Genomic DNA, 26,950 nt, shown 5'->3' with positions numbered 1-26,950 from the left:
TGGTGGTCAGCTGATCGTGAGGATCTTGTTGGCGGTGAACACCTGGGGCTGTTCGGAGCTGGCCGGCAGCCAGACCCGGTAGGCGATCTTCCCGCGTACCGTCGGTTTGATGCCGAACGCGTACCCGCCCCAGTCGTTGAGCTTGACCCAGGCGATCGACTTCCAGGTCTTGTTGCCGTACTGCTGCAGGTAGACGTACTTACCGGTGTGCGCCGGAGTCGCGTACCCACTGAACTTCGTCACCTGGCCCAGCCGGATCGTGGCCGGCGCCAGCGTCGCCGAGATCGTCGGCACGACCCGCACGGTGATGTCCGGCGTCCGCGTACCCATCAGGTCCGCGTTCCCGGGGAAGGTCAGCATGTACACCGACGACACGGCCGGCTTGTGGACGACCGACAACGTCCCGGTCGACGACGTCTTGGCCGCTGCCAGCAGCGTGAACTTCGAGCCGCTCATCGGCCGCACGTAGACGTTGACCGGCAGCCCGGCGTACACCAGGTTGTCGATCCGGAGCGTGCTGCCCTTGATCGTGATCGCTCCGCCGTGGTTCACCAGCGTCGAGGTGGTCGAGATCCCGGACTTCATGCCGAGCAACTGCTTCACCGCGATGGGGCTGTACTTCCCGCTGTGGTCCTTCACCCAGGCGGCGTACGTGTACGTCGTGTTCTGCGCGAGACCCGTGTTCTTCACCGAGATCCCCTTACCGGCGTACACCAATGTCCCGGTCGTCGGCGTCGGCGCCTTGCTCCCGACGTTGCGCCGCACGATCACCTGGTCGAGGTCGGGCGTCGGCGGAATCGTCCACGCCAGGGTGGCCGCCAGGTACGCGCCGCCACCGGTGAACGTGGTCAGTTTCTGAGGCGCGAGATCGGCCGTACTGAAGACCGTGTGGACGTACGGCGCGCTGGTGCCGTCGGCGTGCCGGAGGGCCTCACCGATGAGCTTGTACGGCGAGTTGTCGAGCAGCGGCGCGTTCGGCGTGATGACCGCCTTCCGGGTCGCCGGGTCGTACGTGACGCCCGACGGAATCATCGCGCCGGTCTTGCCGTGGACCAGTTTGATCCAGCCCGGAGCGATCGTGCTCGGGTTCATGTCCCGGGCGAAGGTCAGCGTCGGCGTCGCCGTCACCGCCGCGGTGGTCGACAGGTCGGCCGGCGACACGTCGAGGATGGCTGCGGGCCAACCGTAGTCGTCCGGTACGCCGGTGCCGCCCTCGCTGACCGTCAGCGAGTAGGCCCGGGCATCACGGGAGCCGTTGGTGTTGCGCACCGCGATGTACGTAGTGCCCGCCTCAACCCTGACGTCGGTGGCCGCGGTCAGCCGCTGCCATTTCGGGCCACCGGTCGTCGGATCGGTCTCGCCCGGGAACGGGTTCCGGGCTCGCGCGACCGGGTCGAGCGCCGCGTCGTACACCTGGACCTCCGGGCCGACGTTGACCGCGTACTGCTCCTCGTCGAAGAGCGCGCCGGTGACCGAGACCTTGAGGTTGCGAGGCGCGGCCGAGTCGACGGCGTACCAGTCGACCTCGCCCTCGACGCTGATCGGGGCCGAGCTGGTGGCCGGCGCCGACGCGGTGACCGTCAGCTTGGTGGCCCGGGCCGGCTGGTCGTTGCCGTCGGCAGTGCTGATCGGGAAGTCCGGCGCCCACGTTCCACCGAGCGCGGCGTACGCGTCCAGGATGCCGGCGCCGTAGTACGGGTCGGTGCCCCGCGGACCGGCGTCCCGGGCCAGCACCTTCAACCGGGTCGCGACCTCGGTGTCGCTGAGCGTCGGCCACTTGTTCTTCACCAGCGCCGCCACGCCCGCCACGATCGGTGCTGCGCAGGACGTGCCGGTGCAGTACCAGTAGGGCTCGTACCCGGGCGGCGTCATGGACCGCACGCCGGTACTGAGGATGTCCCAGCCAGGTGCCGCGATGTCGACCCATGCGCCGTACGAGCTGAAGCTGGTCAGAGCGCCGCCGGCGTTCGTCGCACCGACGGCGATGACGTACGGATACGCGGCCGGAAACTGCTCCACGTTGTTGCCGTCGTTGCCGGCCGCCGCGACCAGGGTGACGCCGTTGATCGCCGCGTTCTGGATGGAGTCACGCAGGACAGGGTTGTCGCCCGGGCCGCCGAGGGACATGTTGATGACTTTGGCGCCGTGGGCTACGGCCCAGTCGATGCCTTCGGCGATGTCGACGTCGTAGCCGGAGCCGTCGGCAGCGAGGACCTTGACCGGCATGGCCTTGGTGGTCCAGCCGACGCCGGCGATGCCGATGCCGTTGTTCGCCGCGGCCGCGATGATGCCGAGCGTCATGGTGCCGTGGCCGTTGTCGTCGATCGGGCCGCGGTTCGGCGACGTGGCGTTGAAGCCGGGCACCAGCCGGCCGAGGAGATCCGGGTGACCGGCGTCGACGCCGGTGTCCAGGACAGCGACGATCTGGTTGCCGGTCGACTTGGACACGTCCCACGCCTGCGGCACCCGGACGGTGTTCAGGGACGCCGCCTGGTCCTCGGCGTACCACTCGTCGTTCGGTACGGCGGAGATCCGGCGCTTGTAGTTGAGCGAGGCGAGCTCGACCGTCGGGTCGGCCTTGACCTTCTTCAGCAACTCCGGCGCGGACTCCGTACCGGTGAGCCGGACGACGCTCGACGCGACCGACTGCTCTGCGGTCGCCCGCAACTTCGACACCGCCGCCTTGCGGGCCGACGTCGTCGCCTTCTTCTTGAACTTCACCATCACCGAGTTCGGCTCGAACTCGGCCTTCGCGGAGTGGTGGTGCGCCGTGAACGGCGGACGGTAGGGACCAGGCTCAGCCGCGGAACCGGACGAACCGGTGACGACGACCAGCCCACCGGCAACCAAGGCCGCAGGCAGGCCCAGGCGCAACAGACGAACAGAACGGGACGGCAAGGGGACTCCCAAGGAAAGGGCGGAAGCGAAGCCGCAGACCGCGGCCCGCCCCTAAATCGCCCGAACCACCCGCGGCGTTACACCAGTTCCCGCTGGATCATCTCGACGAGGGCGTCGACGTCGGTGGCGGCCATGATCAGCGCAGGGTGAAAGCGGATTGAAAGTACGTCCTAGTTCGCTGGTGGCATGAGAAGAACTGCGATGGTCGCCGGCGGCTTACTGGCTCTCCTGGCGAGTGGTTTCGCGTCTCCGGCGACCGCCGGCATGCAGCCGACCGAGAGCGCGACCGCTGTCGCGCCGGCGTTGATCTCCCGATCGCTCTACCTGACCGAGAAGGCGCACACCGGCACGGCCAGGCTTCCAGCGAATGCGCCCAGGGTGATCGACCTCGCGGGCGGTGTGTACCAGTGGTCGGTCTACCTCAGCGACTCGGACCTCTCCTTTCCGTTCGAGGTGGAGAGGCGGATCCCGAAGGACACCTACAACTGGCGCTGCTACCTGAGTGGCACCGGCCTCCCGTGGGACCCCGACGAGTACAACTACAACTACGCCGGCAACTGCCTGCTCGATCCGGAGGATCCCGACCTGCCGAACATCTGGCTGCCCGGGGCCAACGGCAAGCTCAACTACACGCGGTACAAGGGGACCTTCTACTGGGAGAGCAAGCTGGTGTACTTGCGTGATTGACCACCGACGATGGAGGCGATGATGGCTGATCGACCCGCGGAGGAGCCGACGCCGCAGGCGTTGCAGGCTCAGGTGTTGTCGACCGAGCACTGGAGTCTGCTGGCGACGCGCGGGCTCGCGTGGAGTGAGAGTTTCAGCCGGGCGAACTGGTTCGTGACGGTGGTGTCGGCCAGTGTGGTCGCGCTGGCGCTGGTTGCTGACAGCACCGACTTCGGGCTCGGATTCAAGCTGTTCGCGCTGCTGCTGATCCCGCTGGTGATCGTGATCGGGCTCGCCACCGTCATCCGGCTCGTCCAGCTCAACAGCGAGGACGTCCACCTGGTCGCCGGCATGAACCGGCTCCGCCGCGGGTACCTCGACCTCGCCCCCGAGGCCGAGCAGTACTTCGTCACCGGCCACCACGAGGACATGGCCGGAATCATGCGGACCTACGGGACTCGCCGTACCAGGATCCCCGCGGCACAGTACCTCTCCAGCATCGCGATGCTCGTGGCCATCATCGTCGCCCTATTGGTCGGCGCCCTGGCCGGCTTGGTGGTCGGCTCGTTCGACGCGCACCTGGCCGTTGCCATCATCATCGGATTCGCGGCTGCACTGATCACGCTCACCACCCTCGTGCTGGCCATCGTCCGCCACGTCAACCACACCTGGACGCCGTACGCGGCCGGCTGAGGCTCTACCCCGTGCAGTTCGACAGGACGTATACCTCCAATGCACCAACCGCACGGCGGACTCCACGCTCAGGGGCACGCCGCGGCGGCGGACACCTCCTGTCGAAGCGTCGGCCGGCCTCAGCGGTTGGTGACTTCGAAGGCGACCACGGCGGCGGCGATGGCGACGTTGAGGGACTCGACGCCGGGGTGGAGCGGGATCTGGAGGTCGGAGTCGGTCGGGACGGTGAGGCCGTGCGTCTCGCCGCCGAGGACATAGACCGCGCGCGGGGCCAGGTCCGCCTTGAAGAGCGACTCCTGGGAGCGGGCCGACAGGCCGTACACGTGGTAGCCGGCCGTCCGCAGCAGGTCGACCGCGGCGCGAGGCGTCGATGTGTTCACGATCGGCGCCTGGAACGCGACCCCGGCCGAGGCCTTGATCACGAGCGGACCGACGTGCGGCGTACCGGCGCGAGGCAGGATGACTCCGTCGAACCCCGCGCCGGTCGCGGTCCGCAGGATCATGCCGACGTTCCCCGGGTTGGTCACGCCGTCGAGCAGGAACACGTTCGTCGGCCGCTTCCCGCGGGCCCGGACGAACTCCTCCAGCGGCGTCATCCTCGGCGCGTCGACGTCCGCGACCACACCCTGGTCGTGCTTCCCGTTCCCCGCCAGCCACTTCACCCGGCTGGCGGTCGCTCGCTCGATGGGTACGTCGTACTGCGACGCCGCGCGGAGGATCTCCTGGAGCGAACCACCGGTCGCGTTGTCGGCGACGACCACCTTCGCCACCGACAGCGCCGGGTCGTGCAGCGCCTCGAGGACCGGCTTGCGCCCGTAGATGGTGATCCACTTGTCCCGCGGCGACCTCTTCGAATCCACCCGCCTACGGTACGCCGCCCCCGTCCGACCACCGCGACCTCACCCGCCCGCCCCGAGCCGGTCGCGGCCCGCCGGCTGACCTCACCCGGCCGCGGCCCGGCTGACCTCAGCCGGCCGGGTTGGTGGCCTTGCCGTCGAGCCAGAGGACGTTCGACGGGTCGCGGTGGCTGCCGTTGCTGCCGACGTGCTTGTCGCTGATCACCGGACCGTTCTTGATCACGTGCACCAGCGCCATCGCGTGCCCGCGGCCGAGGTCGTACTCGGCCTTCAGCCAGTCGCAGATCACGCCGGCCTTGATGTCCGGGGCGTCGTACCCGAGCTGCGTGCCCTGCTCGACCAGCTCCCGCGGGGTCCGGCCGGTCTTCTCCTCGATTTTGTCCAAGTACGCCTGGAACGACATCTGCTTCTCCTCCATGAGTGGGTCTTCACGACTGCGTCGATCGGCCGGTGCCGGATTCGACACCCCTCACCCGGTTTGCAGACCGTATTTCCGCAGCGCCTCCGACAGCCGCCCCTGGTTCTGCGCCGTGACGAGCTCGTCGGACAGTTGCCGAAGCTTGACGTTGTTGTCCTGCGAGGCCCGCTTGAGTACGTCGAACGCCACGCTAGAGGTGACCCCGTACCGGTGCATCAGCACGCCCTGCGCCTGACCGATCACGGTCCGCGTGCCCAGCGCCGTACGCAGCTGCTCGATCAGGCTGCGGCTGTCGTTGAACAGCTGCACGTTGTCGAACGCCACCCCGGCGTGCAGCGCGAACAGCAGGACGAGGTCGTAAGACGTACTGTCGAACGCGTCCGGTTTCGGCGAGAACAGGCTGAACGCGGCCGGTGCGTCGGACACCCCCGGCAGCGGCAGGAACAGGCAACTGCGGTAGCCGGCGTTGATCGCGGCCGCGTCGAACTCCGGCCACCGCTGGTCCGCGGCGAGGTCGGTGATCCGCCGTGGCTCGCCGTAGCTGAGCGCGTCGTGCAGCGGCCCGTCGGGCCCGACCAACTGCTCGGCCAGCGTCGCCCGGACCGGCTCCGCCAGCGGGTCCGCGGTCTTGTGGTACCGCGCCACGATCTCCGCCTCGCCCCGCAGGAGAACCGTGATCGACGCCTCCTCGCAGTCCGGCACCGTGTACACCACGCGGCTCACGAAGCGGCCCAGCGTGGTGGCAACGTCGTCGTCGTCGACCAGGCGGCTGACCTCGGCCAGCTCCTGTGCCAGTTCCAGAATCCCCTCACCCATGGCCCCATGATGCGGCATCGGCCAATTCTGGGTTCACCGACCCAGACGGAGAGCTACTCTCGACTTATGGCCGAACGCCGTCTGACCGCCAAGGGCCGGGTGACCCGCGACCGGATTCTGGCCGCCGCGGCCGACCTGGTGCAGCGGCGCGGGGTGGCCGGCGTACAGCTCGAGGACGTACGGCGGGCCGCCGGGGTGAGCGGCTCGCAGCTGACGCACTACTTCCACGACAAGCGGACGCTGATCGACGACGTGATCTCGTGGCAGGCGGACACCACCATGGACCGCGAGCCGGTGCCGGAGTCGTTCGCGGCCTGGCACCGCTGGGCCGACCAGGTCGTCGCGCGGCAGACGGCCCGCAAGTTCCAGGGGGGCTGCGACTTCGGCTCGCTGGCCGGCCAGTTGGCCGAGACGGACCCGGAGACGCGCGCCCACCTCGCCGACGGGTACGACCGCTGGCTGTCGCGGTTCCGGCTCAGCCTGCGGCGGATGCGCGACCGCGGCGTACTCCGGGCGGACGCCGACCCCGACTCGCTCGCTCACATGCTGCTCGCCGCGATGCAAGGCGGCGTACTCCTCTCCCAGACCCTGCGCCGGCCCGCCCCGCTCCGCGACTCCCTCAACGCGGCCCTGACCCAGCTGGAGTCCTTCGCCCGCTAGCGGGTACCGGCGGGCCATGGCCACTCAGAAACAGCGTGCGGCGGCACGCAAGAACGTGAAGTCGGCAGCCAAGGCCGCGACGGCCAAGAAGTCGATCGCACACATGCCGAAGAAGACCCGGACGGCCCTCGGCAAGCAGGGCGCCGCGGTCGCCCAGCGCAAGCGCACCGGCGGCGACGAGCCGAAGACCCGCGCGGAGCTCTACCGCGAGGCCCAGCGGCGCGACCTGAAGGGCCGCTCGAAGATGGGTCGCGACGAGCTAGCGAAGGCGCTCGGCCACCGCTAGTACGGCGGCCGCCGACCGGTCGACGTCCTCCTCGGCGGTCGTCCAGTTGCTGACCGAGATCCGCATGGCGGCCTTGCCCTGCCAGGTGGTGCCGGACATCCAGCAGGTCCCTTCCTGCTGGACCGCGCGGACCACGGTGCGCGTGAGCTCGTCGTCGTTCCCGAACCGGACGAGGACCTGGTTGAGGACGACGTCGTTCAGTACTTCGACGCCGTTCGCAGCCAGCGTGTCCGCGAACCGGCGCGCCATCGCGTGACACCGGTCGACGATCCCGGCGATCCCGTCCCGGCCGAGCGCCCGGATGGCGGCGTACACCGCGAACCCCCTCGCCCGGCGGGAGAACTCCGGGTTGAACTCGAGCGCGTCGCGCTCCCCGTGCTCGTCGTGGATCAGGTACGACGCCCGGACGGACATCGCGGCGCGGTGGGCGTCAGGATGCGCGCAGAGAACGAGGCCGGAGTCGTACGGGACGTTCAGCCACTTGTGCGCGTCGGTCGCCCAGGAATCGGCCTGGTCGATGCCCTTCAGTTGCGTCCTGAGCTCTTGGCTGACCGTCGCCCAGAGGCCGAAGGCGCCGTCCACGTGTACCCAGGCATTTCGCTGATGTGCTCGCTCGCAGATCTCCTCGATCGGGTCGATCGCGCCGGTGTTCACGTTGCCTACCTGAGCGCAGACGATCGTCGGACCGTCGGTGAGCTCTGCAGCGAGTGCGTCGGCTCGCATCCGCCCCTGGCCGTCGACCGGGATCGGCACGATGCAACTCGTCCCCAGGCCGAGGAACCGCAGCGCCCGGTCGACCGTGTCGTGCCGCTCCGCGCCGGCCAGCACCCGGATCGGCGGCGCACCGATCAGGCCGTCCCTCTCCACGTCCCAGCCGTGGTCTCGGAGTACGGCGTGCCGCGCCGCCGCCAGCCCGGTGAAGTTGGCCATCTGCGCGCCGGTCACGAAGCCCACTGACGTACCCTTCGGCAGTCCGAACAGCTCGACCAGCCACTCAGCCGCCACCTCCTCGACCACGGCCGCCGCGGGCGAGGCGGCGTACAGGCCGGCGTTCTGGTCCCAGACCGTCGTCAGCCAGTCGGCCGCGAGCGCGGCCGGGGTCGCGCCGCCGAACACGAACCCGAAGAACCGCCCACTCCCGCTCGGCAGCAACCCCTCCTCGACGCCCTTCGCGAGGTGCGCGATCACCTGCTGCGGATCCGTCGTGTGCTGCGGCAGCGAGCCCCCCAGCGCCTCCCGCAACTCCCCCGCCGTCGCCCGCGGCCCCACCGGCCGCTCCGGCAGCCCCTTCAAGTACGTCGTCGCCCGCTCGAACGCCTCACCGAGCGGCCCCTCCCAATCAGTCATACCTCCTTTGTACGCCGCCTCCGTGTGAAGCACCGTGTGACGGTTAGGGCTCGGACTCCCGCTCCCGGTCCTGCTGTGGATCCGGGTCCGGCTGTGGATCCGGGTCCGGGGCCGTTCGCCTGAGTCCGATCGCCGTCGCAGCCGTCGCCAGGAGTCCCCCGACGCCCGCAACCACGAACGTCACCCGTGCGTCGGTCTGCTCGAGCAGGAGCCCGCCGAACACGTACGACACCCCGGCGGCCAGGCCGATCGCGCCGTACAGATTCCCGAAGACCCGGCTCAGCATGTTGGCCGGCACGATGCGCTGAAGGTAGGTGCTGATCGCAACGTCCAGTCCGGCGATCCCGAGCCCGCGGAACACCTGCAACGCCAGCGCCGCCCACATCGCCCAGGCCAGCCCGGTGACCAGATTCCCCACACTGCTCACCGCGAACCCGGCCAGCATCAGCGCCGTCATCCGGAACCGGCTCGCGTACTTCGTCAGTACGGCGTACCCGGCGACGAGCCCGATGCCGACCCCGGCGTACAACGCGGCCGTGGCCGACTCGCCGCCACTGAGTTCGTCCCGGCCCAGGAACACGAGCGCAACGTCGTCGACCCCGCTGAACGCGACCCCGGCGAAGAACCCCAGCCCGATCACCCGGATCACCTTGGTCCGCCAGATGTATCCCAGCCCGTCCTTGGCATCTTTGATCAAACTGTTGCCCGACGGCTCGCCGGGTGGAATCTTCGGCAGCCCGCTGAGGATGACCGCCGACACCAGGAACGTCGCCGCGTCGACCAGCAGAATCCCCCGCACATCCGTCACCAGGAACAAGCCGGCCGCCACCAGCGGCCCGATCGCCTCCAGCCCGTTCGTCCCCGCCCCGAGCGCCGAGTTCGCCCGCTCCAGGTCCTCGTCCTTCACCAGCGCCGGCACCGCACTCCGCGAACTCGCCTGGAACACCTGCCCCACGACGCTCCTGACCGCCACCAGCACAAGCAACACCGGCAACGGCGGCAACGTGACCGCCATGACCAGCACCAGCCCGCCCTGCAGCACGTCACACGTGACCATCACCCGGCGCAGATCGAACCGATCCCCCACCGCCCCAGCGAACGCCCCGAACAACCCCGGCGTGAAGTCCCCCGCCAGCAACAGCAACGCCACCGCCAGAGCCGCCCCCGTCGACTCCTCGACGTACAGCAGCAGCGCCACCAACCCCAGCGAGTCCCCCAGAAACGAAACCGACCGAGCCACCCACAACCGTCGAAACCCCACCGCCCCACCATCCCCTAAGATGGACCAGCACAACACCCGCCGGTGTGGCGCAACTGGCAGCGCACCGCTCTTGTAAAGCGGTGGTTAGGGGTTCGAGTCCCCTCACCGGCTCTCTGACCAGCGGATATGCCCAGGAAGTCATCGACCAGTGACCTCCGGGCCGTGGTTTACCCCATGGTTTTTCCTCGTCCAGGGCACCCGGCATGAGTTTGTCGAGCGCTTGGGCAGCTTCCGGATTCCGCGCCCTACGACCGAAGTACACGTCCTGCGTCATCGACGGACGGGACTGCCCGAGCTGGTCGGCGACCTGCCGGGCGGTTTGGCCGGCCTCATCGAGGACCGTGGCTGTCGTCTTCCGGAAGATAGGCGACGTGACCCAAGCCAGCTCGTCGGCGACTGAGGGCTCACCAGCGCGTGTGACGAGGTCGAGAACGGCAGCCCTGATGGTGCGGGGTGTCCGGTAGAGATCTAGTAGGTTCTTCGCGTCCGATGGTTCGACTCGCACACGTGCCGTCTCGACCAGGCTGAGTCGCCGTGAAGCCGCTCGTCAAACGACATGGCCGGTCCTGCGCAATCGATCTGCGCTGGGAAGGATCGATCTCAAACCACGACCGATTTGGCTGCGGACCGCAGCGCAGTTTCGGCGACCGCCGCGTCGATTGGAGTCCGCGGTGCAGCAGCTATGTCAACTATCTGGTGTGGAGCGAATACCTTCGGACCTGGGCCACCGTGCTCTATTGGTACAACTAGCGTTGCCGTCGGCAGTACGGAAACTTCCGTTCGATGTACTAGTCGTGGTGCCAACTCATACAACTGGCCTTGCCGAACCGTGCGTACCCGCAAGTTATCTAGACGCCACTGACCAGGCAGTGATTCAACACTGTTTCCGTCCTTGCCGTAGTGGATCACATGAGCGAGGTACTCACCTTCAGGGTCCCGTACTGGTGCAAGCACATGGTCGACCAGCTCACCCGCCAGAACCGCACTTCGCAATTCCCAAGTGTGATCATGCAGACGCCCCAACGGGTCGGCTTGAGCAAGGAAGCCTTCCGTCCACACATGCAGTCTTGCGACTCCCCGGTTCGCTAGAGTCGACAGGTCGAGGTGCAGAAAACCTAGGGGATGCTGAGTTGCGGGAAAGCTTGACGCTATTTCGGCAGCGGCGTTCAGTACAGTTATCACGAATCTTGGATCGGTTAGCGGGATGCTCGAATCAATCATATCAATGGCCGCTCGTAAGACGCTCTTCGCCCTCTCCTCAATTTCGAACATGATCTGCAGCAACCTTTTCCCACTCGATCATGGCTTCGGCGGCAAAGTGCTTTAGAAGCGGCGACTCCCCATTTGGGCCTTGGACCCTTGCGGCGGATAGGGTTCTGCGGACATCCTCCGACGTAACCGCTTGTATTGCATGCGGAAAATGACTCTCGCTAGGCCCAGGTAGCACCACAATGACATGCCCATGGGTCGCTTGGTGCAGTTCATCGACAATATTGCTGTGAAGCCATGTACCAGGCGCGGCATAGAGCCCGGGTTGGGTCAACTCCGCAACCGTTATCATAAGTCCTTCACTAGAGACGTCGTAGCGTAGCGGGCTGAAAGAACGCAGAAGAATCACCTTCGCTGTCATCCTCCGTCTCGCCGAGTACCACGCAGCAGCGTAGATCGATCCCAGGATGTCTCGTTGAATCAGACGTGCGTCTTCATTGTCTCGCACATGACCGCTCGGGAGCGCCTTCGCCCGATAGTCAGCGTAGGCAGTGCAAAGGCTCTTATCACGTGGATCTAGGAGTTCAATCGTGAGGCGAACATCCCTGTCCGTTGCCTTCGATAGCTCTGGCAATGTAAAGCTGCGCAGCCATCTACCTGACCCACCTCGAAACAGGTATTCCTTTGCACCCTCTACATGAGCCTTCAGAAGTCCCCTGATGGCCCGCGCTGGCACTTGGCGGACCAAGTCAAGCCGATCGTCAACCTTGCCAAGCACTACTTCAATCTGAGCAAGTAACTCTTGATGGCTTTCGTCGTATCTCTTTTGGAACTGATGCTGCGCGAAGTACGCCAGCAGCACCACCGACGCTGCGGCGAGCAGTACCTCGTCTCCGTAGTCGTTCGGAAGGTCAAACGGGCCGAACAAGTCTACGAGCAGCGCGACCAAACCGAGGAGGCCCACGATTAGTGGCAAACCAGCACCTAGTAGCCCCAGGAAGAACCTGGAGACGCGAGTCTTTCTCAACGCCCCTCCTCAATGGTGACACTCAAGGCAGACAATCTAACCGAGAAGGCACGCTCGATGCCCATGGCGCGCCTCCCTTGACGTCACTTCCCAAGCTCCCATGTCGGTTGTCACTTGGCGGAGGCCGCAGCACTAGATGACTGAGCGGACGCGGTCCTCGAACTCCCCAGTAGCCAAGGCGGTTGACGCGTTCGCCTACTTGATCCCACGACTCCGCCCACTTGGACGCACGCAGCCAAATCAGCATTGGCGAATCCGCGCGGCTCGGCCCGATAGCGTGACAGCGAGAGTAGGGCAGGATGATCCGGGTGCACCTCGTTGAGCTGACTTCCGCCGAGATTCCTCCGCTGCGTGAGGCCATGGGAGACGTCCAGGTCGCCGTCGCAACGTATTACGCCGAGACTGCTCGCGGCGGGGACCTCGGCATCGCCGTCCGTGGGTTCCTGGCGAGTGCGCAGGTGGTAAACGACTTGCTCACGAACCAGGCGACGGACGCCGCGGCCTACAAAGCTCTGTTCGTGCAAAGGACTGCGCCCTCACCGGCCGCGCTGGAGGTGATCGATGGCGTCAAGTACGCGCGCAACGTCGCCCAGCAAGTTCTACACATCGTGCGTCCGAGCGACGACACCGTTCTGATTGGCGGTCAGCTCGGCCTCCGGATCTACGCGGTATGGGACAAGGTGCCGCAGGCCGCGCACAACCAACTGACCAACAGACGCACCCAGGCCTTGAAAGCGTGCTACGACTCAGCACTCCTCGGCAGGGAGGTCGTCAGGACGATGATGGACACTCTGCGCTTCTACCAGGCCGTCAACCCTGCCATCGTCCATAGAGATGCCCGGGGCGAATGGACCGGGTTCCCGCTCATGAGCCAGCCGGGCGTGCCCGACCCCTTGCACCCCGAGGAGCCGGCCGAGCTTGAGGCCGCCTGGAACTGGCTGGACGGTCGGATCCCCAACGGTGACGCGCGAGTGGTGTGCTGCCAAGTCACGTCTGCAGGCGTCCGCTACCTCTGCGGATTCACCTTCATCCGCCGCCACTCCTTCACGCCGTTCGCTGAGACAGTCCGACAGGTCGAGCGTGACCTCGCATCGGGAGCGTCGTACCTTCACGGAGATGTGTGGGCCAACGTCGACGACGTTACGCGGCTGTTCCCGCACGCCCAGGGGACAGTCTGGTTTAGCCGCAGCGAACTCGACTCCTGGGCTTCGCCGATCACCCAATTGGAACGTGAAGCTGACTGGTGCCTGCGGGACGACACCGAGGCCTGGCTCAGTGTCGTTCGCACCGAGCAGCTCAACGCGGGCTTCCCGCTGCCGGTGGCCTATGGAGTCCGAAGAGCGCGCCGCTTGAACGCGTGCGTTCCGCCGAGCGTCTAATGCAACCGACCCTCGTCCGGAATCTGCCGCGGTCCGTGCTTTCGCACCGTCGCAGATCACCTGGCGGACGGGTGTCGCACATCAGTCGACGGAGGACACCGAGTCCGCTTCCTGTCGCCTGACAAGTTTCTCTACGTCTTCAAGACGGGCCCCTCCAGGGCCCGAAAGCGCGCCGCCAACGCAGGGCGGGACGCCTGCCTCCCGCTCCGCTTCGCTGCGCTTCCGGCGCATCCCTTGGCTTGGCGCGCACGTGCCAAAGGGTGCCGAGTCGAAGACAGCACAACTCGCCATCAACGATCCGACATCCTGCCGGCGCGCCACACGCCGGAATGGCCGGCTACCGCCTCGCGGGTTTGCCCAGGCCGCCATCCTGGCCGTGGGTTCCCCGCATCGCCCCGCTAGCGATTATGAAAGGGACGGCCCGGCACGGCGCGCGTCAAGGGCGCCTACGCGTCCCTCCGGGATCTCCGACCCTTGACCCGCACCGCACCGAACCTAAGGTCGGCAGCTATCGGGGCGATGCGGGAGGACTGCCCGTGCGGTTGACACGTAATCGTCAATCGTTCGCCACTACTCCGCCGCCTCAGGTTCCCCCGACGGTGGCTTGGACACGCGAATAGCAGGCATAGAACCAAGCAACTCACGCACAAACGCCTGCGCTTCCGCCGCGGTCTCCAGGTGACCGCCAGCCACGACCTCTACTACCCAGCGCGGGCCTTTGCCGCCCACCGCCTTCACAAAGGACTCGACCTCGCCGTAGGGCACCACGAAGATGCCAAGGCCCTTGAGTTGGTCCAGGAGTCTGCCAAGTGCAACCGTGGCATCGCCCGGCGGCACCGCGGCCTTCCCGCTCCGTTTCGCGGCTCGCCATCCAGTCTCCGGCTCGAGCTCACGACGCACGTTGCCCAACTCAGATCTAGTGACTTCCCGTGTCGGGTCATCACCCAAGATGCCGCGGATTCCTTCCAGTAATGGTCCGCTCTTAAGGGGAGGCGCGCTACCACGAAGATTAGTGTCAACCAGGCGACGGCCGGCCTCCATGTCATCGGTGTATTCGCCGCCCACACTGCTGACAAGTGATGCGAGAGTAGTCGCATCATTTATAGCGTCGAAGTCGACGACAACTCGGACAGGCACCCCGAGCGCACGGAGAGCATTGGCTATTAGCGGAATCCGAGCCTTGCTGCCAGCGTAGGTGAACATGACATGCCGTCCACCAGTAATTCCATTTGGCCCCTCAAGCTCCGACACTGCACTGTAGAACTGTGAATCAGTGTCTCCTTCACACACAACGACGCCGTCATGGAAGAGCCCATCCAACGAGCGGGAGAATCGAAGAAGCGGGTCTTTCCAAAGCCTGGCGAGGTCGTCAGGTGGCAAAGTTCGACACGTCGTCAGTCCCGACTCGCGAGTAAGTCGAAGAATCAAAACCCTCTCGGGCTTTGATTCTATCAATCCCAAGAGAACATCAAGGCTGTGCGTTGCCACGAACAACTGTCCGTCGCGTTGCAGTTCGGAGAGGTTCCGACCTAAAAGGCGCGCTTGAGGCGGATGCAAGAAGGCTTCCGGCTCATCCAGGAGAACGAGCGGGAACTGGGCTGTCAGCAAGGTCAGGAGGATGCCGGCGAAGCTCCGCACGCCGTCACTTTGCTCCTCGATAAGCGACAAGGCCGCCAGGCGCTCGACAAGGGACGGCGCCGGCAAACCATCCGCTGTTGATGCGGCAAAATCATCTTGCACCTCATCGGGACTCAGGCGTAGACGGTAATTACTGCCCCATGCATCCACCACGATATGCATTCCAAACGCCGACCAGAATGCTTCTCGAAATGACTCCATCAAGGCATTGTCGCGAATCAGCCAATGCACCGGATGCTCGGGATGGGCACCGATGTCGAGCCGCGATGGTGAGGCAAGATACTGCAAGCGCTCACCGCACCACAGGCCGCGGACGAGATGCGGCGCCAAGGCTGCTAATCGACTATCTGGAGTATCCCAATTTCCTGCAACCTGATTCAGGTAGAATTCTCCTGCGTTAGCCGTGCGAATTCGCTGTTGGGGATCATTGCCTTCGAAGAAGGTGTAGCGACGCTCAGCCAACCAGGATTGGACACCATCTGCATCCATGAAACGTTCGATTTCTAGATCCTGAAGCACATAGAAGCTGCCTGGATGAGGCTGAACTCCCGGATGCAAGGAGAGCGATTGACTCATTTCGAGGAGCGCCCTCGACTTGCCAACATTATTTGGCCCAACGATGACGACGATATCGGCCTGCGACGTGTCCACGGAGACACCACTGTTGAAAGTCAAACTTGTCACTCGAAAGGGAGTTGTCACGATGAACATTCTAGACGTGTGCCTCGCTCGCAAGTGCTCCCTACCGCTTTGAGTCTCCGTTTCGCACGCCAGCGAGCCTGGCGGACGCCGGTTCGGCTAGCCCAGGCACGGACACCACATGGTTGCGACTCCGCTTGCAGTTCGCTCTGATTCGGTCTGGTTCGGACAGATTGCTCTTAAAGGTGGCCAAGGCGACGCATACCCCCGCGGGTCGCTCCGGACCGTGACAGGTCGAACTTAATCCTCTCTGCTGGATCTGCCAGCCAACGGCCAGGCCGGACTTCCTTGTTGGCGGTACGGCGACCACCGGCGACGACGCCATGGTTTATCCCACGGGATTCAATGCGAATCGATGCTCGGAGCCACCAGGCAAGGAGGTGGGCCGATGGCCAGCATCCCTGTGCCTCAAGGGATCTGAGCATCAACGCGCAACTACAGGAAGTGACTGCGTAGAAAGCGGTGGTTAGGGTTCGAGTCCCCTCACCGGCTCTCTGTGATCTCTGAAGTGATCCCGGACAGACCGGACCCTGTTTCGGGTCCGGTTGTCTGTGTTTGGGTTGTGGGCCTGAGGGGTCGGCCGAGGGGCTGAGTAGGGTCGTGTTGTGACGGCGGATGACGGTCAGGGGGCGACGCTGTGGAAGGTTCATGGGGAGCGGTTGGTCGATGACACTCGTCGATTGCGGTTGAGCATCGCTTCGGTTGAGTTGCCTGATGGTGTGCGGTTCGAGCAGTACGTGCTGCGGATGCCGAAGGCCGCGATGATGGTGGTGCTCGACGACGCACAAGAGAACGTGTTGATGATGTGGCGGCACCGGTTCATCGTCGATCGGTGGGTCTGGGAGCTGCCAGGCGGGTACGTCGACCCCGGCGAGGAGCCGGCCGTGACGGCGGCTCGTGAGGTCGAGGAGGAGACCGGCTGGCGGCCGCGGAACATAGAGCCGTTGGTGTCCCTGCAGCCTTCGGTGGGTACGACGGACGCCGAGAACCTGCTGTTCGTGTCGTACGGCGCCGATTACCTCGGTGAGCCGGAGGACATCAACGAAGCGGAACGCATCGAGTGGCTGCCACTCGACTCGATTCGTACGCGGATCGAGACCGGCGAGATCATCGGTGCGGCGTCTCTCGTCGGCCTTCTCCATGTGCTCGCGTTCCGCGCCTGACGTCAATCCCGAGGGGGGTTCAGGTCTTGTCTGGGGCCTGGCCCTGGAACTGGTCGGCGGGGAAGCGGGTCGAGGAGCCGCGCAGCTTGCGTAGGGACGCCTGTCCGAGGTCGATGTCGAGTACGTCGGCAAGGCGTACCAGGTAGATGAGTACGTCGGCCAGCTCCTCGGCGGCGCGGTCGTGGAGGTGGCCTTCGCGGGCCCGGTCTGCGGCGGCGTCGGCGGGGAGCCACTGGAAGAGCTCGGCCAGTTCGCCGACCTCGCCGACCAGAGCGAGGATCAGGGACTTCGGGTCGTGGAACTGTCCCCAGTCGCGTTCCTCGGTGAAGACGCGGATGCGGTCTCGCAGCTCGATCAGATCAGACACGCCGCGAGCATGACACGGATCCTGGCCACGAGCGTTCCGGAGCTGCCCGGCGCCCAGTGTGGAACAGCAGGCCGGTCTCGGCAAGGTCGAAGTGCTCATCGAGCACCACCTTCCGTTGACGTCGAAGCGTGCCGACGTCGTGCTCGCCGGTCGGCATCCGCGGACGGGCGGACCGTCGTACGTCGTCATCGAACTACGGCCAACCGGATGCCGTCGCGGGTGCGGCTTACCTGCACGACTGGTCATCCAGAGAGACCGTTGATCTCGGGAAGCCGTGCCGACGTGCGTGCGGCTCAGGTGTCAGTGGTCGCGCAGGGAGCCGTGGTCGATCGAGGGGATGCCGCCGATGGCTGTGAGGGCGGTTCGGAGGCGGGTTTGGCGGTCCAGGAGCCAGGTGAGGTACTGGGGCCAGTGGTCTTCGGTGGTGATGTCGGCGTCGGGGAGGTAGTCGGCGACTCGGGTGGATTTGCGGTCGGGCAGGTCTTGCCAGTCGAGGGGTTGGCCGTAGGCCTGTTCGAGCTTCGGCTGGTGGGCTTTGAGGGCTCGGAAGCGGGCGAGGTTGAGGTCGGCGTCGGGTGAGTCGAAGACCAGTTCGCTGGAGAGGCCGCGCCTGGTGAAGGTTGTGAAGTGGGTGGCGCCGGGGGTGCCGGCCGTCATGGTGAACCACGAGTCTCGTGGTGCGCTCCTTGCCCGGGACCAGCCTGGACGCTCGGCCTGGAGGAGCTCGATCCAACGGGTCCAGAAGGCGCGGTACAGGAGCTGCCTGCCGGTTGCCTCGCCTTGATTGGTGGCGGCCCGAACAGACTTCTCCCAATCGTTGGGTTGCGCGACGAGCCGGAACGACGGCGCAGGTTCGGACTCGCCGATCCGTACGACGCCGAAGAATCGCGTGTTCTCATCGGTACGGGTGTTCAGCCAGTCGATGGCTGCTCGGTGTTCGGGTCGGAACGAGGCGGCGACCCAGACGATCGTGGTGGGGTCGGTCCCCGCGGCGTACGTGAGGATCTGGCCGAGGTGACCGTGATCGGACGTTTCGAGTTGATTCTCGACGATCACGACCTCGCCGGTGGTTTCGTCGCGGCCCATGAGGTCCAGGCTGAATCCGCCGACCGGGTGCTCTGCCACCTCGAGTACGAGATCCATCCCGAGCAGATCGCTGAGTACGTCGACGTTGCTGAGCAGCCACGGTGTGAAGCTGTGGGCCTCGTGCGGCCAGACGTCGCGAGGGGGTACGCGAGTCAGCCGGCCGAGGACGGGCAGGGAGCCATCGGACATGCCCCCACCCTGCCATCTCGAAGCCCGTCAGGTAGACGCTCCGGGCATGGTGTCGGCTAATGCAGGTGGAGGCATCGATGTCTGGCATGTGCCGTGCTGGTGGACGGGCGTTGGGCGCACCTGCGCGCCCCGGCGGGGGTCCGTCGGGGCGCGGCGTGGGGTCAGGTCTTCTTCAGGAGGCCGAGGGCGGTGATGGTCAGCCAGAGGGGGCCGGTCATGCCGGACATGTATTGGGCTGGGCTGATGGCCAGGAAGAGGGTCAGGGCGCCGAGGGTGAGGCTGGTCCAGGTGAGCCAGGTGGGGATGGGGTGGTGTTTGCGGCCGGCGAGGCCGAGGGCGAGGGCGGTGAGGCCGGTGCCGGCCCAGAGCCAGGGGACGGTGCCGATCCAGTGGCCGAAGAAGGCGGCGGTCTCGGGGACCAGCAGGTCTGGGTCCTGGACTCCGAAGACGAACTCGGTGGTCAGGGCGGAGCCCATCAGCAGCGCGACCGAGACCAGGAGCAGGCCGGAGGACGCTACCTGTGGGAGGAGGCTGGCGTCACCGGTCGTCGTACGAAGGTAGCGGTGGAGGCCGGCGGCGAAGACGACGAGGAGTACGGCGGAGAGCATCGCGGCGGTGTGCATCGCGAGGATCTGGGCGGTCTGCTCGGCCAGGCGGTCCGTGATGCCGGCCGCGTTGCCCGCGAGCGTCTCGTCGTACACGGCGTTGGCGAGGCTCGAGGTGACGACGGTGGCGATGCCGGCCAGGCCGGCGCCGATGCCGGCGAGGACCCATCCCTTCCCCTGTGAAGGACGGGTCGTCGTGGTGCCGGTGGTGGTGAGTGTCGCGGTCATTGCGGGTCCCCCTGGTGTGTGTAGTGCGGGTTGGTGAGTGGCCAGTCGGTGGCGATCCAGCGAGGTACGAGGTCGTCGAGAGCGGCCTCGATCGGGCCGCCGGCGAGCCAGTCGACGACCCACCACGAGATCTCGGCGTCGGTGCCCGCGTGGATCGGCGGGTCGATGTAGACGCACCCGAGGAGCTCGGTCTCGCCGGGGTCGAAGAGGGCGTAGTTGAACGACTCGTGGCGGTCGATCTCGGCCTCGTGGCGGGCCAGGTCCTCGCGGTCCTGTTCGGCGGTCATCGTTGCCGGCGGCCACCCCCACGACTCGCCGTACAGGGCCCAGAGCCGCTCCTGTGAGCCCATCACCGCCTTCATGTCCAGGTCGACGTCGGTCGCGCGGATCGGGCGGAGGTGGTGGCCGGTGGTCAGCTGTACCCGGAGCGGGTGGTTCCAGTCGGCCGGGAGCCAGGCGGTTGTTGTCATGCCATCAGCTTCGCGATCTGGTTCGACACAGACCACGGGCAGGACTCGTACACTGCTCGCACAGTTGTACGCGCACAGCCGCGGGGGGACTACATGACTGGGGCCGATTTCGGGGAGCTGCTGCGGTCGTACCGGGAGCAGGCAGGGCTGACTCAGCAGGAGCTCGCGGAGCGGGCCGGGGTGACGCCGCACGCGATCAGTTCGCTGGAGCGGGGAGCGCGGACGCGGCCGTATCCGCACACGGTCAGGGCGTTGGCGGATGCACTCGCGATCTCCGCGGGTGACCGGGCGGCGCTGATCGCTGCGGTCCCGCGCCGCAACCCGTCCGGCGACAGGCGACGCCAGCACGCCGAGCCGGCGCCAGGACCAGGCGGTGAGGCAGTACGAGCGTCGGACGAGCAGCCCACACGCGGATCGCACAGGCAGGCCGTCGGCGGACCGCGTGGTCGAGTGATCGTGCCGGCTACTGGGTTGGTTGGGCGGGACGGGGATGTTGCGGCCGTTCGTGGGGTGGTTCGGGCGGGGGCTCGGTTGGTGACGCTGACGGGGCCGGGTGGGGTAGGGAAGACTCGGTTGGCTGCGGCGGTGGCGGACGAGTTGGCGCCGGACTTCCCGGACGGGGTTGTGCAGGTGTCGCTGGCGCCGTTGGCTGATGCGTCGGCGTTGATGGTTACGGTGGGGCGGGCGCTGGGACTTGCGGGGGTCGACTCGCCGAGGGCCTTTGATCTGCTGGTCGAGCAGCTGAGCGACGCCCGGTTGCTGCTTGTGCTCGACAACTTCGAGCATCTGTTGAGTGCCGCGGCGCAGACCGGGGAGCTCGTCGCGCTGTGCAAGCAGCTCACTGTGCTCGTGTCGAGTCGTTCACCGCTGAGGGTCAGAGGCGAGCACGAGTACGTCGTCGAGCCGCTCGACCTCCCGCCACGCGGCTCCACGACCGTCGACCAGCTCCGCGCCTACCCCGCCGGTGCGCTCGCACTGGACCGCGCGCTGGCGGTTGGTCAGCGGCCGGCAAGCGACGACGTACCGGCGTACGCCGAGCTGTGTCATCGGCTCGCGGGACTGCCGCTGGCAATCGAGCTGGCGGTCGCCCAGCTGCGGCTGCTCTCCCCCAAGGCACTCCTCGAGAGGCTGGACACCGCGAGCCGGGCAGTCGGCGCGCGTGACTTGCCGGAGCGGCAGCGGACCATGCGGGCGACGCTCGACTGGAGCTACCGCCTGCTCGGGCCTGACCAGCAGCGGCTCTTCACGCTGATGGGAGCGTTCCGGGGCGGCGCGACGCTGGAGACGGTCGAAGCGGTGGCGGAGGACGGAGGTGAGATTGCCTCAGGCAACGTTCTCGGGATCCTGCAGGAGCTGGCGGAGCATTCGCTGATCCGGGTCCGCGGCGACCGGCTCGAGATGCTCGAGCCGGTCGCGCAGTACGCGCGCAGCCTGCTCGTCGGCGATCGGGCGGCGCGGATCGGCCGGGCGCACGCGCGGATCTACGAGGACCTCGCCAAGCAGGCGGCGGCCGGCTATGAGCGCGACGACCAAGTCGTCTGGTTGGAGCGGATCGAGGAAGAGGAGGCGAACATCCTGGTCGCCGTCGAACGCTCGCTCGACGTCGGCGACGGGCCCATCGCAGCCCGGATCACCTGGTATATGTGGCTGTTCTGGTGGATGCGCGGCCAGTTCACCATCGGCCGCCGGCTCGCCGAGTCGTGCCTCGAGAACGAGCTGCCGGCCTGGGAGCGCAGCCGGGTCAACCTGGCGGCTGCGACGATGGCGTACGCCGCCGGCGACCACACGGCGGCGGCGACGTACTGGGCCGAGGCGGATCTTGCCGCCATGGAACAGAACGATCGCGAGGTCCGCAGCAAGGCGATCGCGGGCACCGGGCTGGCCGCGCTCGCGAACGGGGATCTCGAGACCGCCGAGGACCGATTCCGCGTGTCGCTCACGTTCGTGCACAGCTCGACCTGGATGGCTTCGCTGGTGCACGTGTGGCTCGGGACGGTGCAGCTGCTGCGGGGCGCGCCGGCGGTCGCCGTACCCGAGATCGAACGGGGGCTGGAGCTCGCGAGGGGGCGGGGTGATCGGCTGGCGACGTACGTTGCCTTGTACAACCTTTCGCAGGCTGCGCTCGCGCTCGGGGACTATCCGTTGGCCAGGCGGCGCGTGGACGAGGGGATCGCGTTGTCGCGGGAGACTCGTGATCTGGCGAATCTTGCGTACTTCGTGGAGACCTTGGCGGTCATCGAGTCGAAGGAGGGCAACCACGTTCGGGTCGCGATGCTGCTGGGGGCGGCTGCCGGCCTGCGCGAGACTGTCGGTGCGGACGTCTACGCTTACTACCTACCTGACGAAAGCCTCCGCGATTCGGCTCTGCGAGCCGCCCGGACCGCTCTCGGCGAGGCGGCGTACGCCGAGGCCGACGCGGCCGGCCGGTCGCTGGACCCGACCGCGGTGGCGGAGCTTGGGAAGGAGTAGGGCGGTGTGGGTGTCGAGTGTGACTGTTGGGGCGCCTGATCCTGGGGTGCTGGCAGAGTTTTATGCGCGGTTTCTGGGGTGGGAGGTGACGGCGAAGGACGGGCCGCCGCCGGGTGGGGCGCCGCCGGAGATCGGGTGGGCGCAGGTGCAGGCGCCGGAGGGTACGCCGGGGTTGCGGACGATCAACGTGGAGCTCGAGCGGGACTACGTGCCGCCGGTGTGTCCGTCGGTGGCGGGTGAGCAGCAGATCCAGACGCATCTCGACATTCCGGTGGAGGACGTCGACGAGGCTGCGGCGCGGGCGGTTGAGGCCGGGGCGCGGTTGGCGGAGGTGCAGCCGCGCGAGTACAACCGGGTCATGCTCGACCCGGCCGGCCACCCGTTCTGCCTCTTCCCCGGCGGTTAGCCGGTGATTTGGTGGGCCAGGTCTTCGGCGGTCTTCTTGGTGTAGTTGCTGCTGATCTGGACCTGGCCGCCGGGGATGGCGGACTGGACGGTGGGCGCGGCGGCGACCTGGCCGCGGACGACGATCGCGAGTTGGTTGAGCGGTGGGTTCTGAGTGGACAGCTCGCGGGTGAGGCGGCCGAACGTCTCCGCGCCTTCCGAGTCGAGGTTCAGCATGACGTGCCAGGTGGGGTCGCCTTCGTTCTGGGCGGCTTTGACCTCGGTGACGTGGGTGCCGTCGAGTTCGACCTTGCCGACCGTGTAGCGGATGCCGGCTGCGTCACAGACGACAGTGTCGGAGGCGGGTGAGGGGCACTGGCCGGGCTCGGTCTTGAGGACTCGGCGGAACTCGACTGCGTCCGGCGTTGACGGCTTCGTGGCGGGTGGCGTCGACGCGGGCTGGTCCTGGCGCTGGTAGAGGAGCACGCCGCCGACGGTGAGTACGGCGATCAGCACGAGCACGAGTACGCCGGCCAGGATCAGCGGACCGCGGTTGCGCTTGGGCGGGGCGGGCTGCATGCCGTAGTACGGCGGAGGGCTCTGCTGGGCCATGACAGCTGATGCTATGTGGCGAGGAAGTCACCGCGCGTGTAGCAGGCGGGCGGCTAGTTCGGCGTTGCGGTGAGCGAAGCGGTGCCAGGCTGGTGGGGTTGCGCTGACCGCCGCGGTGGGACCGTCGGCGGGGCGTAGGGTCCAGGTGCAGAGGCGGCCGGCGCGGATCTGGAAGCGGACGAGGACGCCATCGGCCCAACCACACACCTCGACGTCGGCAGGCTCCAGCGAGGACACCTTCTGTTCCGCGACGATCCAGTTGAGCGCGGCAATCTCGTCCTGCAACTTGGCGGCGAACTCGAAACGCAGGTCGGCGGCCGCCTGGTCACGGCGGCGTTCCAGCTCACGCAGCAGTCCCGACACCGCCAAAGGATCACGGGACAGAACGGCGATCGCCGTACGCGCGAGCGCCGAGCGGTCGGCCGGGCCGACGCCGAAGAGTGCGGCGAACTCGCGAGCCGTGCCCCCGGCCGTGCCTGCGTAGGTCAGCGGGAGCACCCGGTGGACGGCCGAGATCGCCTGACGGATTCGGAGGCCGCCGAGGTATGGGCCGAAGTGCTGCCCAGGGCCGGTCACCAGGTGAGTGAAACGGAGCTCGGGCCGGGGCGAGCGGTCGTCGTACCGGATGTAGCCGACGACTTCCTGGCCGCCTTCGGTGCGGTTCCAGCGCGGCTTGGAGTGTTCGAGGAGGTTGCGTTCGAGCCAGGCGGCCTCGTGCTCGGAGTCGCACCAGACGGCCTCGACCCGGTCGATGCGGTCGACCATCCGGCGCAAGCGCGGGCGGTCGCCGAGGTTGGTCCAGTACGACTGGACCCGGCGGCGCAGGTTCACCGCGCGGCCGATGTACAGGACCTTCCCGGCAGCGTCGCGGAATCGGTAGACGCCTGACTCCGCCGGCAGGTTGCGAGCCATGGCACGGGCGGGAGTCACCCGCCCATTGTTACTTCTGCGCGGTCAGATCGAGGCCGACGACTCCGTCGGGCCGTCGCAGTTCCAGGCGATCGTGGTCGATGGAGTAGTTGAGCTGCCCCTTCAGCCGAGCCAGCACGCCGTCCTGCAGTCGGCGAGCGTCACCGGTGCACCCCTTGTCGGTGATCGCGAGCGCTCCGAACGTCAGCGTCGATGCGGTGTGCGCGACGGTTCCGTGGAACTGGTTGCAGCCGGTCGACCCGATCACCCGGCCGCCATCGACCGTGAGGTACGCCGGAGGCACGGCACCGAAGTGCTCGACGAGATCACCCTTCGATACCAGGCCCTCGACGGTCCACGTGGTTCCGTCCAGGGGCAGGTCGGGTTCGACCACCTTGCGGGGTTTCAGCTCGATCGTCGTACTGCCGTGGGTCAACGTCAGCACGTCGCCCCGCAAAGTCATGACCGGCCGCTGGGTCAGGAATTCGCCGAGCCACTTCTCCTGCGCGTCCTTGGCGGGTCCGCAGCTCATCTCGGTGCCGCCGTACCCGTCCATCACCACGGTGTCGCCGTCCAGCGTGTACTCGCCGCCCATCTGGTTGCAGCCGGCGTTGAACCCCAGCCCACCCTTGTCACCGAAGTCCAGCCGGAGCCGGCTCCCGGGCGCCAACGGCTTGTCCTTGCCGTCCTCCGTCACCCGCACCGACAGGTAAGACCCCCCGACCGGCGAACCACCCGGCGACTCACCTGCCGACGGCCCACCGACCGGCACCTCGTTCCCGCAGGCGGTCAACGCGACGCCCACGACCAAGAGCCCCAGAATCCTCATACCCCAAGGACGCGACCGAAGCTCAGGGCGTTGCAGCCACCAGCCCCTCGTTCGGACGCAACGTCGTCAGGTCGACCGGGAGCTCGTGCGTCGACAGTACGGCGGACGCGCCGCGCGGCAGCGTGATCGGTTGCGACCGGTCGGAGAAGTTCAGCGCGATCAGCAAGGCCGAGTCACCCGACCGGCGCTCGTAGACGAAGACATCCGCGGTCACCGACACCGCTCGATACGAACCGGACAGAAGCGCGTCTGAGGTCCGCCTCAACCGCAGCAACGCTCGGTAGAGACCGAGCATCGAGGTCGGCGACCCAAGCTGAGTCTCGACGTCGACACCAGCAGGGTGTGGCTGCATCGGCAGCCACGGCGTCACCGTGTCGAGGCAGAATCCGCCGTGCGCGGCCGGCGTCCAGCGCATCGGCGTACGTTCGGGGTCCCTGCCGACCGCGAGCCCTGGCAACCTGAGCGTGAGCGGGTCGCGCACCTGCGGCGCGTCGACGGGGATGTCGAGCATGCCGAGCTCGTCGCCGTAGTAGAGCGTCGGAGTACCGCGAAGAGTGAGCAGCAGGACCGCGGCCACGCGCGCCTGGTCAGGCCCGATCCGGCTGGCGAGGCGGCTGCGGTCGTGGTTGCCCGCCACCCAGTTCGGCCACGCTCCGGTCGGCAGCAGGCCTTCGTACTCGTCGGCGAGCGCGGCGATCCGCTCCGGCGTCCACGGCGTCGAGATCAGGTGCATGTTCGTCGGCAGGTGGATGCCCGCGCCGTTCGCCCCGTAGTAGCGCATGAGTTTGGTCAGCGGCAGGTACAGCTCGGCCATCAGCACCGGCGGTTCGGGCCGCGGGTCCTCGGCCAGTACGGCGCGGAGCTCGGCGATCACGTCGACGATCTCCGGCTGGTCGGTCGAGTTGACCGGCAGCAGCGACAGGTAGGGATCCTCACCGGGCTGCCAAGACGGGTTCGGCGGGTTGTCGCGCCACTGCGGATCCTTGAGCAACTGGCGGAACGCGTCGATCCGGAACCCGTCCACCCCGCGCGCGAGCCACGTCCGCAGTACGTCGTACTGCGCGGCCCGCACCTCGGGGTTGCGCCAGTTCAGATCCGGCTGCTCGGGCAGGTAGGCGTGGTAGTAGTACTGCCCGCGGCCCTCGTCGAACGTCCAGGCCGGTCCGCCGAAGACGGACACCCAGTTGTTCGGCGGGCCGCCGTCCGGCGCCGGATCGCGCCAGTAGTACCAGTCGTCGTCGCCGGCGCGCGACCTGACGAACCACGGGTGCAGGTACGACGTGTGGTTCGGGATGAAGTCGACGATCACCCGGATCCCGAGCCGGTGCGCGGTCTCGATCAGCTCCTCGGCGTCGGCCACCGTGCCGAAGACCGGGTCCACGCCGGTGTGGTCGGTGACGTCGTACCCGAAGTCGTCCATCGGTGACGGGTAGAACGGCGACAGCCAGATCCCGGCGACGCCGAGCTCGGCCAGGTAGGCGAGCCGGCCGGTGATCCCGGGCAGGTCGCCGACGCCATCATTGTTGCTGTCGGCAAATGAACGCGGGTAGATCTGGTAGACGACGCCGGACTGCCACCAAGGAGCCATGGATCCACCCTCTCATCCACTTGGCGAGTGACCCGTCGGTGTGATGGGATCTGTGGTTGGGTTCCCCGGGTCGCCGGGTTACCGTCCAGGCGCAGTCGCCCGCTCGGGGAGCGTCCCGGGGAACCCACCATGCGGACCCGCCGACATCAACGGCCGGTACACACGCGACCACGGTCTGCCGAGCTCAGAACTCTTCC

At 67.0% G+C, this 26,950-nt stretch carries 24 protein-coding genes and 1 tRNA gene; 9 read left to right on the top strand and 16 right to left on the bottom strand.

The window, feature by feature from the left end; translation table 11 throughout:
* Nucleotides 1–6: 6 nt before the first annotated feature.
* Nucleotides 7–2,874 carry a S8 family serine peptidase gene (locus ACQPYZ_RS05520; protein WP_433165902.1) on the bottom strand — a complete coding sequence of 956 codons (2,868 nt, stop codon included), beginning with the start codon at nucleotides 2,872–2,874 and terminating at the stop codon, nucleotides 7–9.
* Between the two features lie 210 nt (nucleotides 2,875–3,084).
* On the opposite strand from ACQPYZ_RS05520, the gene ACQPYZ_RS05515 reads away from it, so the two are divergent.
* Nucleotides 3,085–3,585: a hypothetical protein gene (locus ACQPYZ_RS05515; protein ID WP_433165900.1), complete on the top strand. Its 501-nt coding sequence runs from the start codon at nucleotides 3,085–3,087 to the stop codon at nucleotides 3,583–3,585.
* Nucleotides 3,586–3,606: 21 nt separating this feature from the next.
* On the top strand, nucleotides 3,607–4,257 hold the full coding sequence (locus ACQPYZ_RS05510; RefSeq protein WP_433165898.1) for a hypothetical protein: 651 nt from the start codon (nucleotides 3,607–3,609) through the stop codon (nucleotides 4,255–4,257).
* Between the two features lie 119 nt (nucleotides 4,258–4,376).
* Here ACQPYZ_RS05510 and ACQPYZ_RS05505 read toward each other — a convergent pair whose 3' ends face one another.
* The 3 genes from ACQPYZ_RS05505 to ACQPYZ_RS05495 form a co-directional block, all read right to left on the bottom strand.
* Nucleotides 4,377–5,117 carry a TrmH family RNA methyltransferase gene (locus ACQPYZ_RS05505; protein ID WP_433165896.1) on the bottom strand — a complete coding sequence of 247 codons (741 nt, stop codon included), beginning with the start codon at nucleotides 5,115–5,117 and terminating at the stop codon, nucleotides 4,377–4,379.
* A 106-nt stretch (nucleotides 5,118–5,223) separates the two neighbouring features.
* Nucleotides 5,224–5,532 (bottom strand): DUF4287 domain-containing protein, encoded by a 309-nt coding sequence (locus ACQPYZ_RS05500; protein WP_433165894.1) that lies wholly within the window; start codon nucleotides 5,530–5,532, stop codon nucleotides 5,224–5,226.
* Between the two features lie 51 nt (nucleotides 5,533–5,583).
* Entirely contained in the window at nucleotides 5,584–6,348 is a 765-nt protein-coding gene (locus tag ACQPYZ_RS05495; protein ID WP_433165892.1) for a GAF and ANTAR domain-containing protein, read from the bottom strand.
* Between the two features lie 66 nt (nucleotides 6,349–6,414).
* Between ACQPYZ_RS05495 and ACQPYZ_RS05490 the strand changes: the two genes are divergently transcribed.
* Together ACQPYZ_RS05490 and ACQPYZ_RS05485 are read left to right on the top strand one after the other, a co-directional pair.
* Complete coding sequence (locus tag ACQPYZ_RS05490) at nucleotides 6,415–7,008, top strand: TetR/AcrR family transcriptional regulator (RefSeq protein ID WP_433165890.1); 594 nt, start codon at nucleotides 6,415–6,417, stop codon at nucleotides 7,006–7,008.
* 16 nt (nucleotides 7,009–7,024) lie between these two features.
* Nucleotides 7,025–7,294 (top strand): hypothetical protein, encoded by a 270-nt coding sequence (locus tag ACQPYZ_RS05485; RefSeq protein WP_433165888.1) that lies wholly within the window; start codon nucleotides 7,025–7,027, stop codon nucleotides 7,292–7,294.
* Here ACQPYZ_RS05485 and ACQPYZ_RS05480 read toward each other — a convergent pair.
* Both ACQPYZ_RS05480 and ACQPYZ_RS05475 read right to left on the bottom strand, forming a co-directional pair.
* The gene (locus tag ACQPYZ_RS05480; protein WP_433165885.1) at nucleotides 7,268–8,641 is read right to left on the bottom strand and encodes a pyridoxal phosphate-dependent decarboxylase family protein; all 1,374 of its coding nucleotides are present in this window, start codon (nucleotides 8,639–8,641) and stop codon (nucleotides 7,268–7,270) included. The two genes, ACQPYZ_RS05485 and ACQPYZ_RS05480, sit on opposite strands and share 27 nt — an antisense overlap.
* 43 nt (nucleotides 8,642–8,684) lie before the next feature.
* Complete coding sequence (locus ACQPYZ_RS05475; RefSeq protein WP_433165884.1) at nucleotides 8,685–9,839, bottom strand: MFS transporter; 1,155 nt, start codon at nucleotides 9,837–9,839, stop codon at nucleotides 8,685–8,687.
* 101 nt (nucleotides 9,840–9,940) lie between these two features.
* On the opposite strand from ACQPYZ_RS05475, the gene ACQPYZ_RS05470 reads away from it, so the two are divergent.
* Nucleotides 9,941–10,013, top strand: a tRNA-Thr gene (locus ACQPYZ_RS05470).
* Nucleotides 10,014–11,160: 1,147 nt separating this feature from the next.
* On the opposite strand, the gene ACQPYZ_RS05465 is transcribed toward ACQPYZ_RS05470, so the two are convergent.
* Nucleotides 11,161–12,138, bottom strand: a complete 978-nt coding sequence (locus tag ACQPYZ_RS05465; RefSeq protein ID WP_433165881.1) for a hypothetical protein — start codon at nucleotides 12,136–12,138, stop codon at nucleotides 11,161–11,163.
* A 299-nt stretch (nucleotides 12,139–12,437) separates the two neighbouring features.
* Between ACQPYZ_RS05465 and ACQPYZ_RS05460 the strand changes: the two genes are divergently transcribed.
* Nucleotides 12,438–13,517 carry a hypothetical protein gene (locus tag ACQPYZ_RS05460; RefSeq protein ID WP_433165879.1) on the top strand — a complete coding sequence of 360 codons (1,080 nt, stop codon included), beginning with the start codon at nucleotides 12,438–12,440 and terminating at the stop codon, nucleotides 13,515–13,517.
* Between the two features lie 570 nt (nucleotides 13,518–14,087).
* On the opposite strand, the gene ACQPYZ_RS05455 is transcribed toward ACQPYZ_RS05460, so the two are convergent.
* Complete coding sequence (locus tag ACQPYZ_RS05455) at nucleotides 14,088–15,857, bottom strand: ATP-dependent nuclease (protein WP_433165877.1); 1,770 nt, start codon at nucleotides 15,855–15,857, stop codon at nucleotides 14,088–14,090.
* 716 nt (nucleotides 15,858–16,573) lie between these two features.
* On the opposite strand from ACQPYZ_RS05455, the gene ACQPYZ_RS05450 reads away from it, so the two are divergent.
* The gene (locus tag ACQPYZ_RS05450; RefSeq protein ID WP_433165875.1) at nucleotides 16,574–17,017 is read left to right on the top strand and encodes an NUDIX hydrolase; all 444 of its coding nucleotides are present in this window, start codon (nucleotides 16,574–16,576) and stop codon (nucleotides 17,015–17,017) included.
* A gap of 19 nt (nucleotides 17,018–17,036) precedes the next feature.
* Here ACQPYZ_RS05450 and ACQPYZ_RS05445 read toward each other — a convergent pair whose 3' ends face one another.
* The 4 genes from ACQPYZ_RS05445 to ACQPYZ_RS05430 all read right to left on the bottom strand — a co-directional run bounded on the left by ACQPYZ_RS05445 (nucleotide 17,037) and on the right by ACQPYZ_RS05430 (nucleotide 19,962).
* Nucleotides 17,037–17,384 carry a nucleotide pyrophosphohydrolase gene (locus tag ACQPYZ_RS05445; protein ID WP_433165872.1) on the bottom strand — a complete coding sequence of 116 codons (348 nt, stop codon included), beginning with the start codon at nucleotides 17,382–17,384 and terminating at the stop codon, nucleotides 17,037–17,039.
* Nucleotides 17,385–17,684: 300 nt separating this feature from the next.
* Nucleotides 17,685–18,659: a DUF4268 domain-containing protein gene (locus ACQPYZ_RS05440; RefSeq protein ID WP_433165870.1), complete on the bottom strand. Its 975-nt coding sequence runs from the start codon at nucleotides 18,657–18,659 to the stop codon at nucleotides 17,685–17,687.
* Between the two features lie 161 nt (nucleotides 18,660–18,820).
* Nucleotides 18,821–19,492 carry a hypothetical protein gene (locus ACQPYZ_RS05435; RefSeq protein ID WP_433165867.1) on the bottom strand — a complete coding sequence of 224 codons (672 nt, stop codon included), beginning with the start codon at nucleotides 19,490–19,492 and terminating at the stop codon, nucleotides 18,821–18,823.
* The gene (locus ACQPYZ_RS05430; protein ID WP_433165865.1) at nucleotides 19,489–19,962 is read right to left on the bottom strand and encodes a GNAT family N-acetyltransferase; all 474 of its coding nucleotides are present in this window, start codon (nucleotides 19,960–19,962) and stop codon (nucleotides 19,489–19,491) included. The genes ACQPYZ_RS05435 and ACQPYZ_RS05430 overlap by 4 nt, the downstream gene beginning before the upstream one ends.
* Before the next feature lie 93 nt (nucleotides 19,963–20,055).
* On the opposite strand from ACQPYZ_RS05430, the gene ACQPYZ_RS05425 reads away from it, so the two are divergent.
* Nucleotides 20,056–22,431, top strand: coding sequence for an ATP-binding protein (locus tag ACQPYZ_RS05425; protein ID WP_433165863.1), 2,376 nt, complete (start codon nucleotides 20,056–20,058; stop codon nucleotides 22,429–22,431).
* Between the two features lie 4 nt (nucleotides 22,432–22,435).
* Nucleotides 22,436–22,837 carry a VOC family protein gene (locus ACQPYZ_RS05420; RefSeq protein ID WP_433165861.1) on the top strand — a complete coding sequence of 134 codons (402 nt, stop codon included), beginning with the start codon at nucleotides 22,436–22,438 and terminating at the stop codon, nucleotides 22,835–22,837.
* On the opposite strand, the gene ACQPYZ_RS05415 is transcribed toward ACQPYZ_RS05420, so the two are convergent.
* From ACQPYZ_RS05415 to ACQPYZ_RS05400, 4 genes are read right to left on the bottom strand one after another with little or no spacing between them, the layout of a single operon-like run.
* The gene (locus ACQPYZ_RS05415; RefSeq protein ID WP_433165859.1) at nucleotides 22,834–23,427 is read right to left on the bottom strand and encodes a SecDF P1 head subdomain-containing protein; all 594 of its coding nucleotides are present in this window, start codon (nucleotides 23,425–23,427) and stop codon (nucleotides 22,834–22,836) included. The genes ACQPYZ_RS05420 and ACQPYZ_RS05415 overlap by 4 nt on opposite strands.
* Nucleotides 23,428–23,454: 27 nt before the next feature.
* Nucleotides 23,455–24,357 carry a GIY-YIG nuclease family protein gene (locus tag ACQPYZ_RS05410; RefSeq protein ID WP_433165857.1) on the bottom strand — a complete coding sequence of 301 codons (903 nt, stop codon included), beginning with the start codon at nucleotides 24,355–24,357 and terminating at the stop codon, nucleotides 23,455–23,457.
* 10 nt (nucleotides 24,358–24,367) lie between these two features.
* Entirely contained in the window at nucleotides 24,368–25,165 is a 798-nt protein-coding gene (locus ACQPYZ_RS05405) for an META domain-containing protein (RefSeq protein ID WP_433165855.1), read from the bottom strand.
* A gap of 22 nt (nucleotides 25,166–25,187) precedes the next feature.
* Nucleotides 25,188–26,753, bottom strand: a complete 1,566-nt coding sequence (locus ACQPYZ_RS05400; protein WP_433165853.1) for an alpha-amylase family glycosyl hydrolase — start codon at nucleotides 26,751–26,753, stop codon at nucleotides 25,188–25,190.
* Between the last annotated feature and the right edge of the window lie 197 nt (nucleotides 26,754–26,950).

It is taken from the genome of Kribbella sp. CA-247076 (genome assembly GCF_050942445.1).
Classification (GTDB): Bacteria; Actinomycetota; Actinomycetes; order Propionibacteriales; family Kribbellaceae; genus Kribbella.
This window is presented reverse-complemented; position numbering and strand designations above follow the sequence as displayed.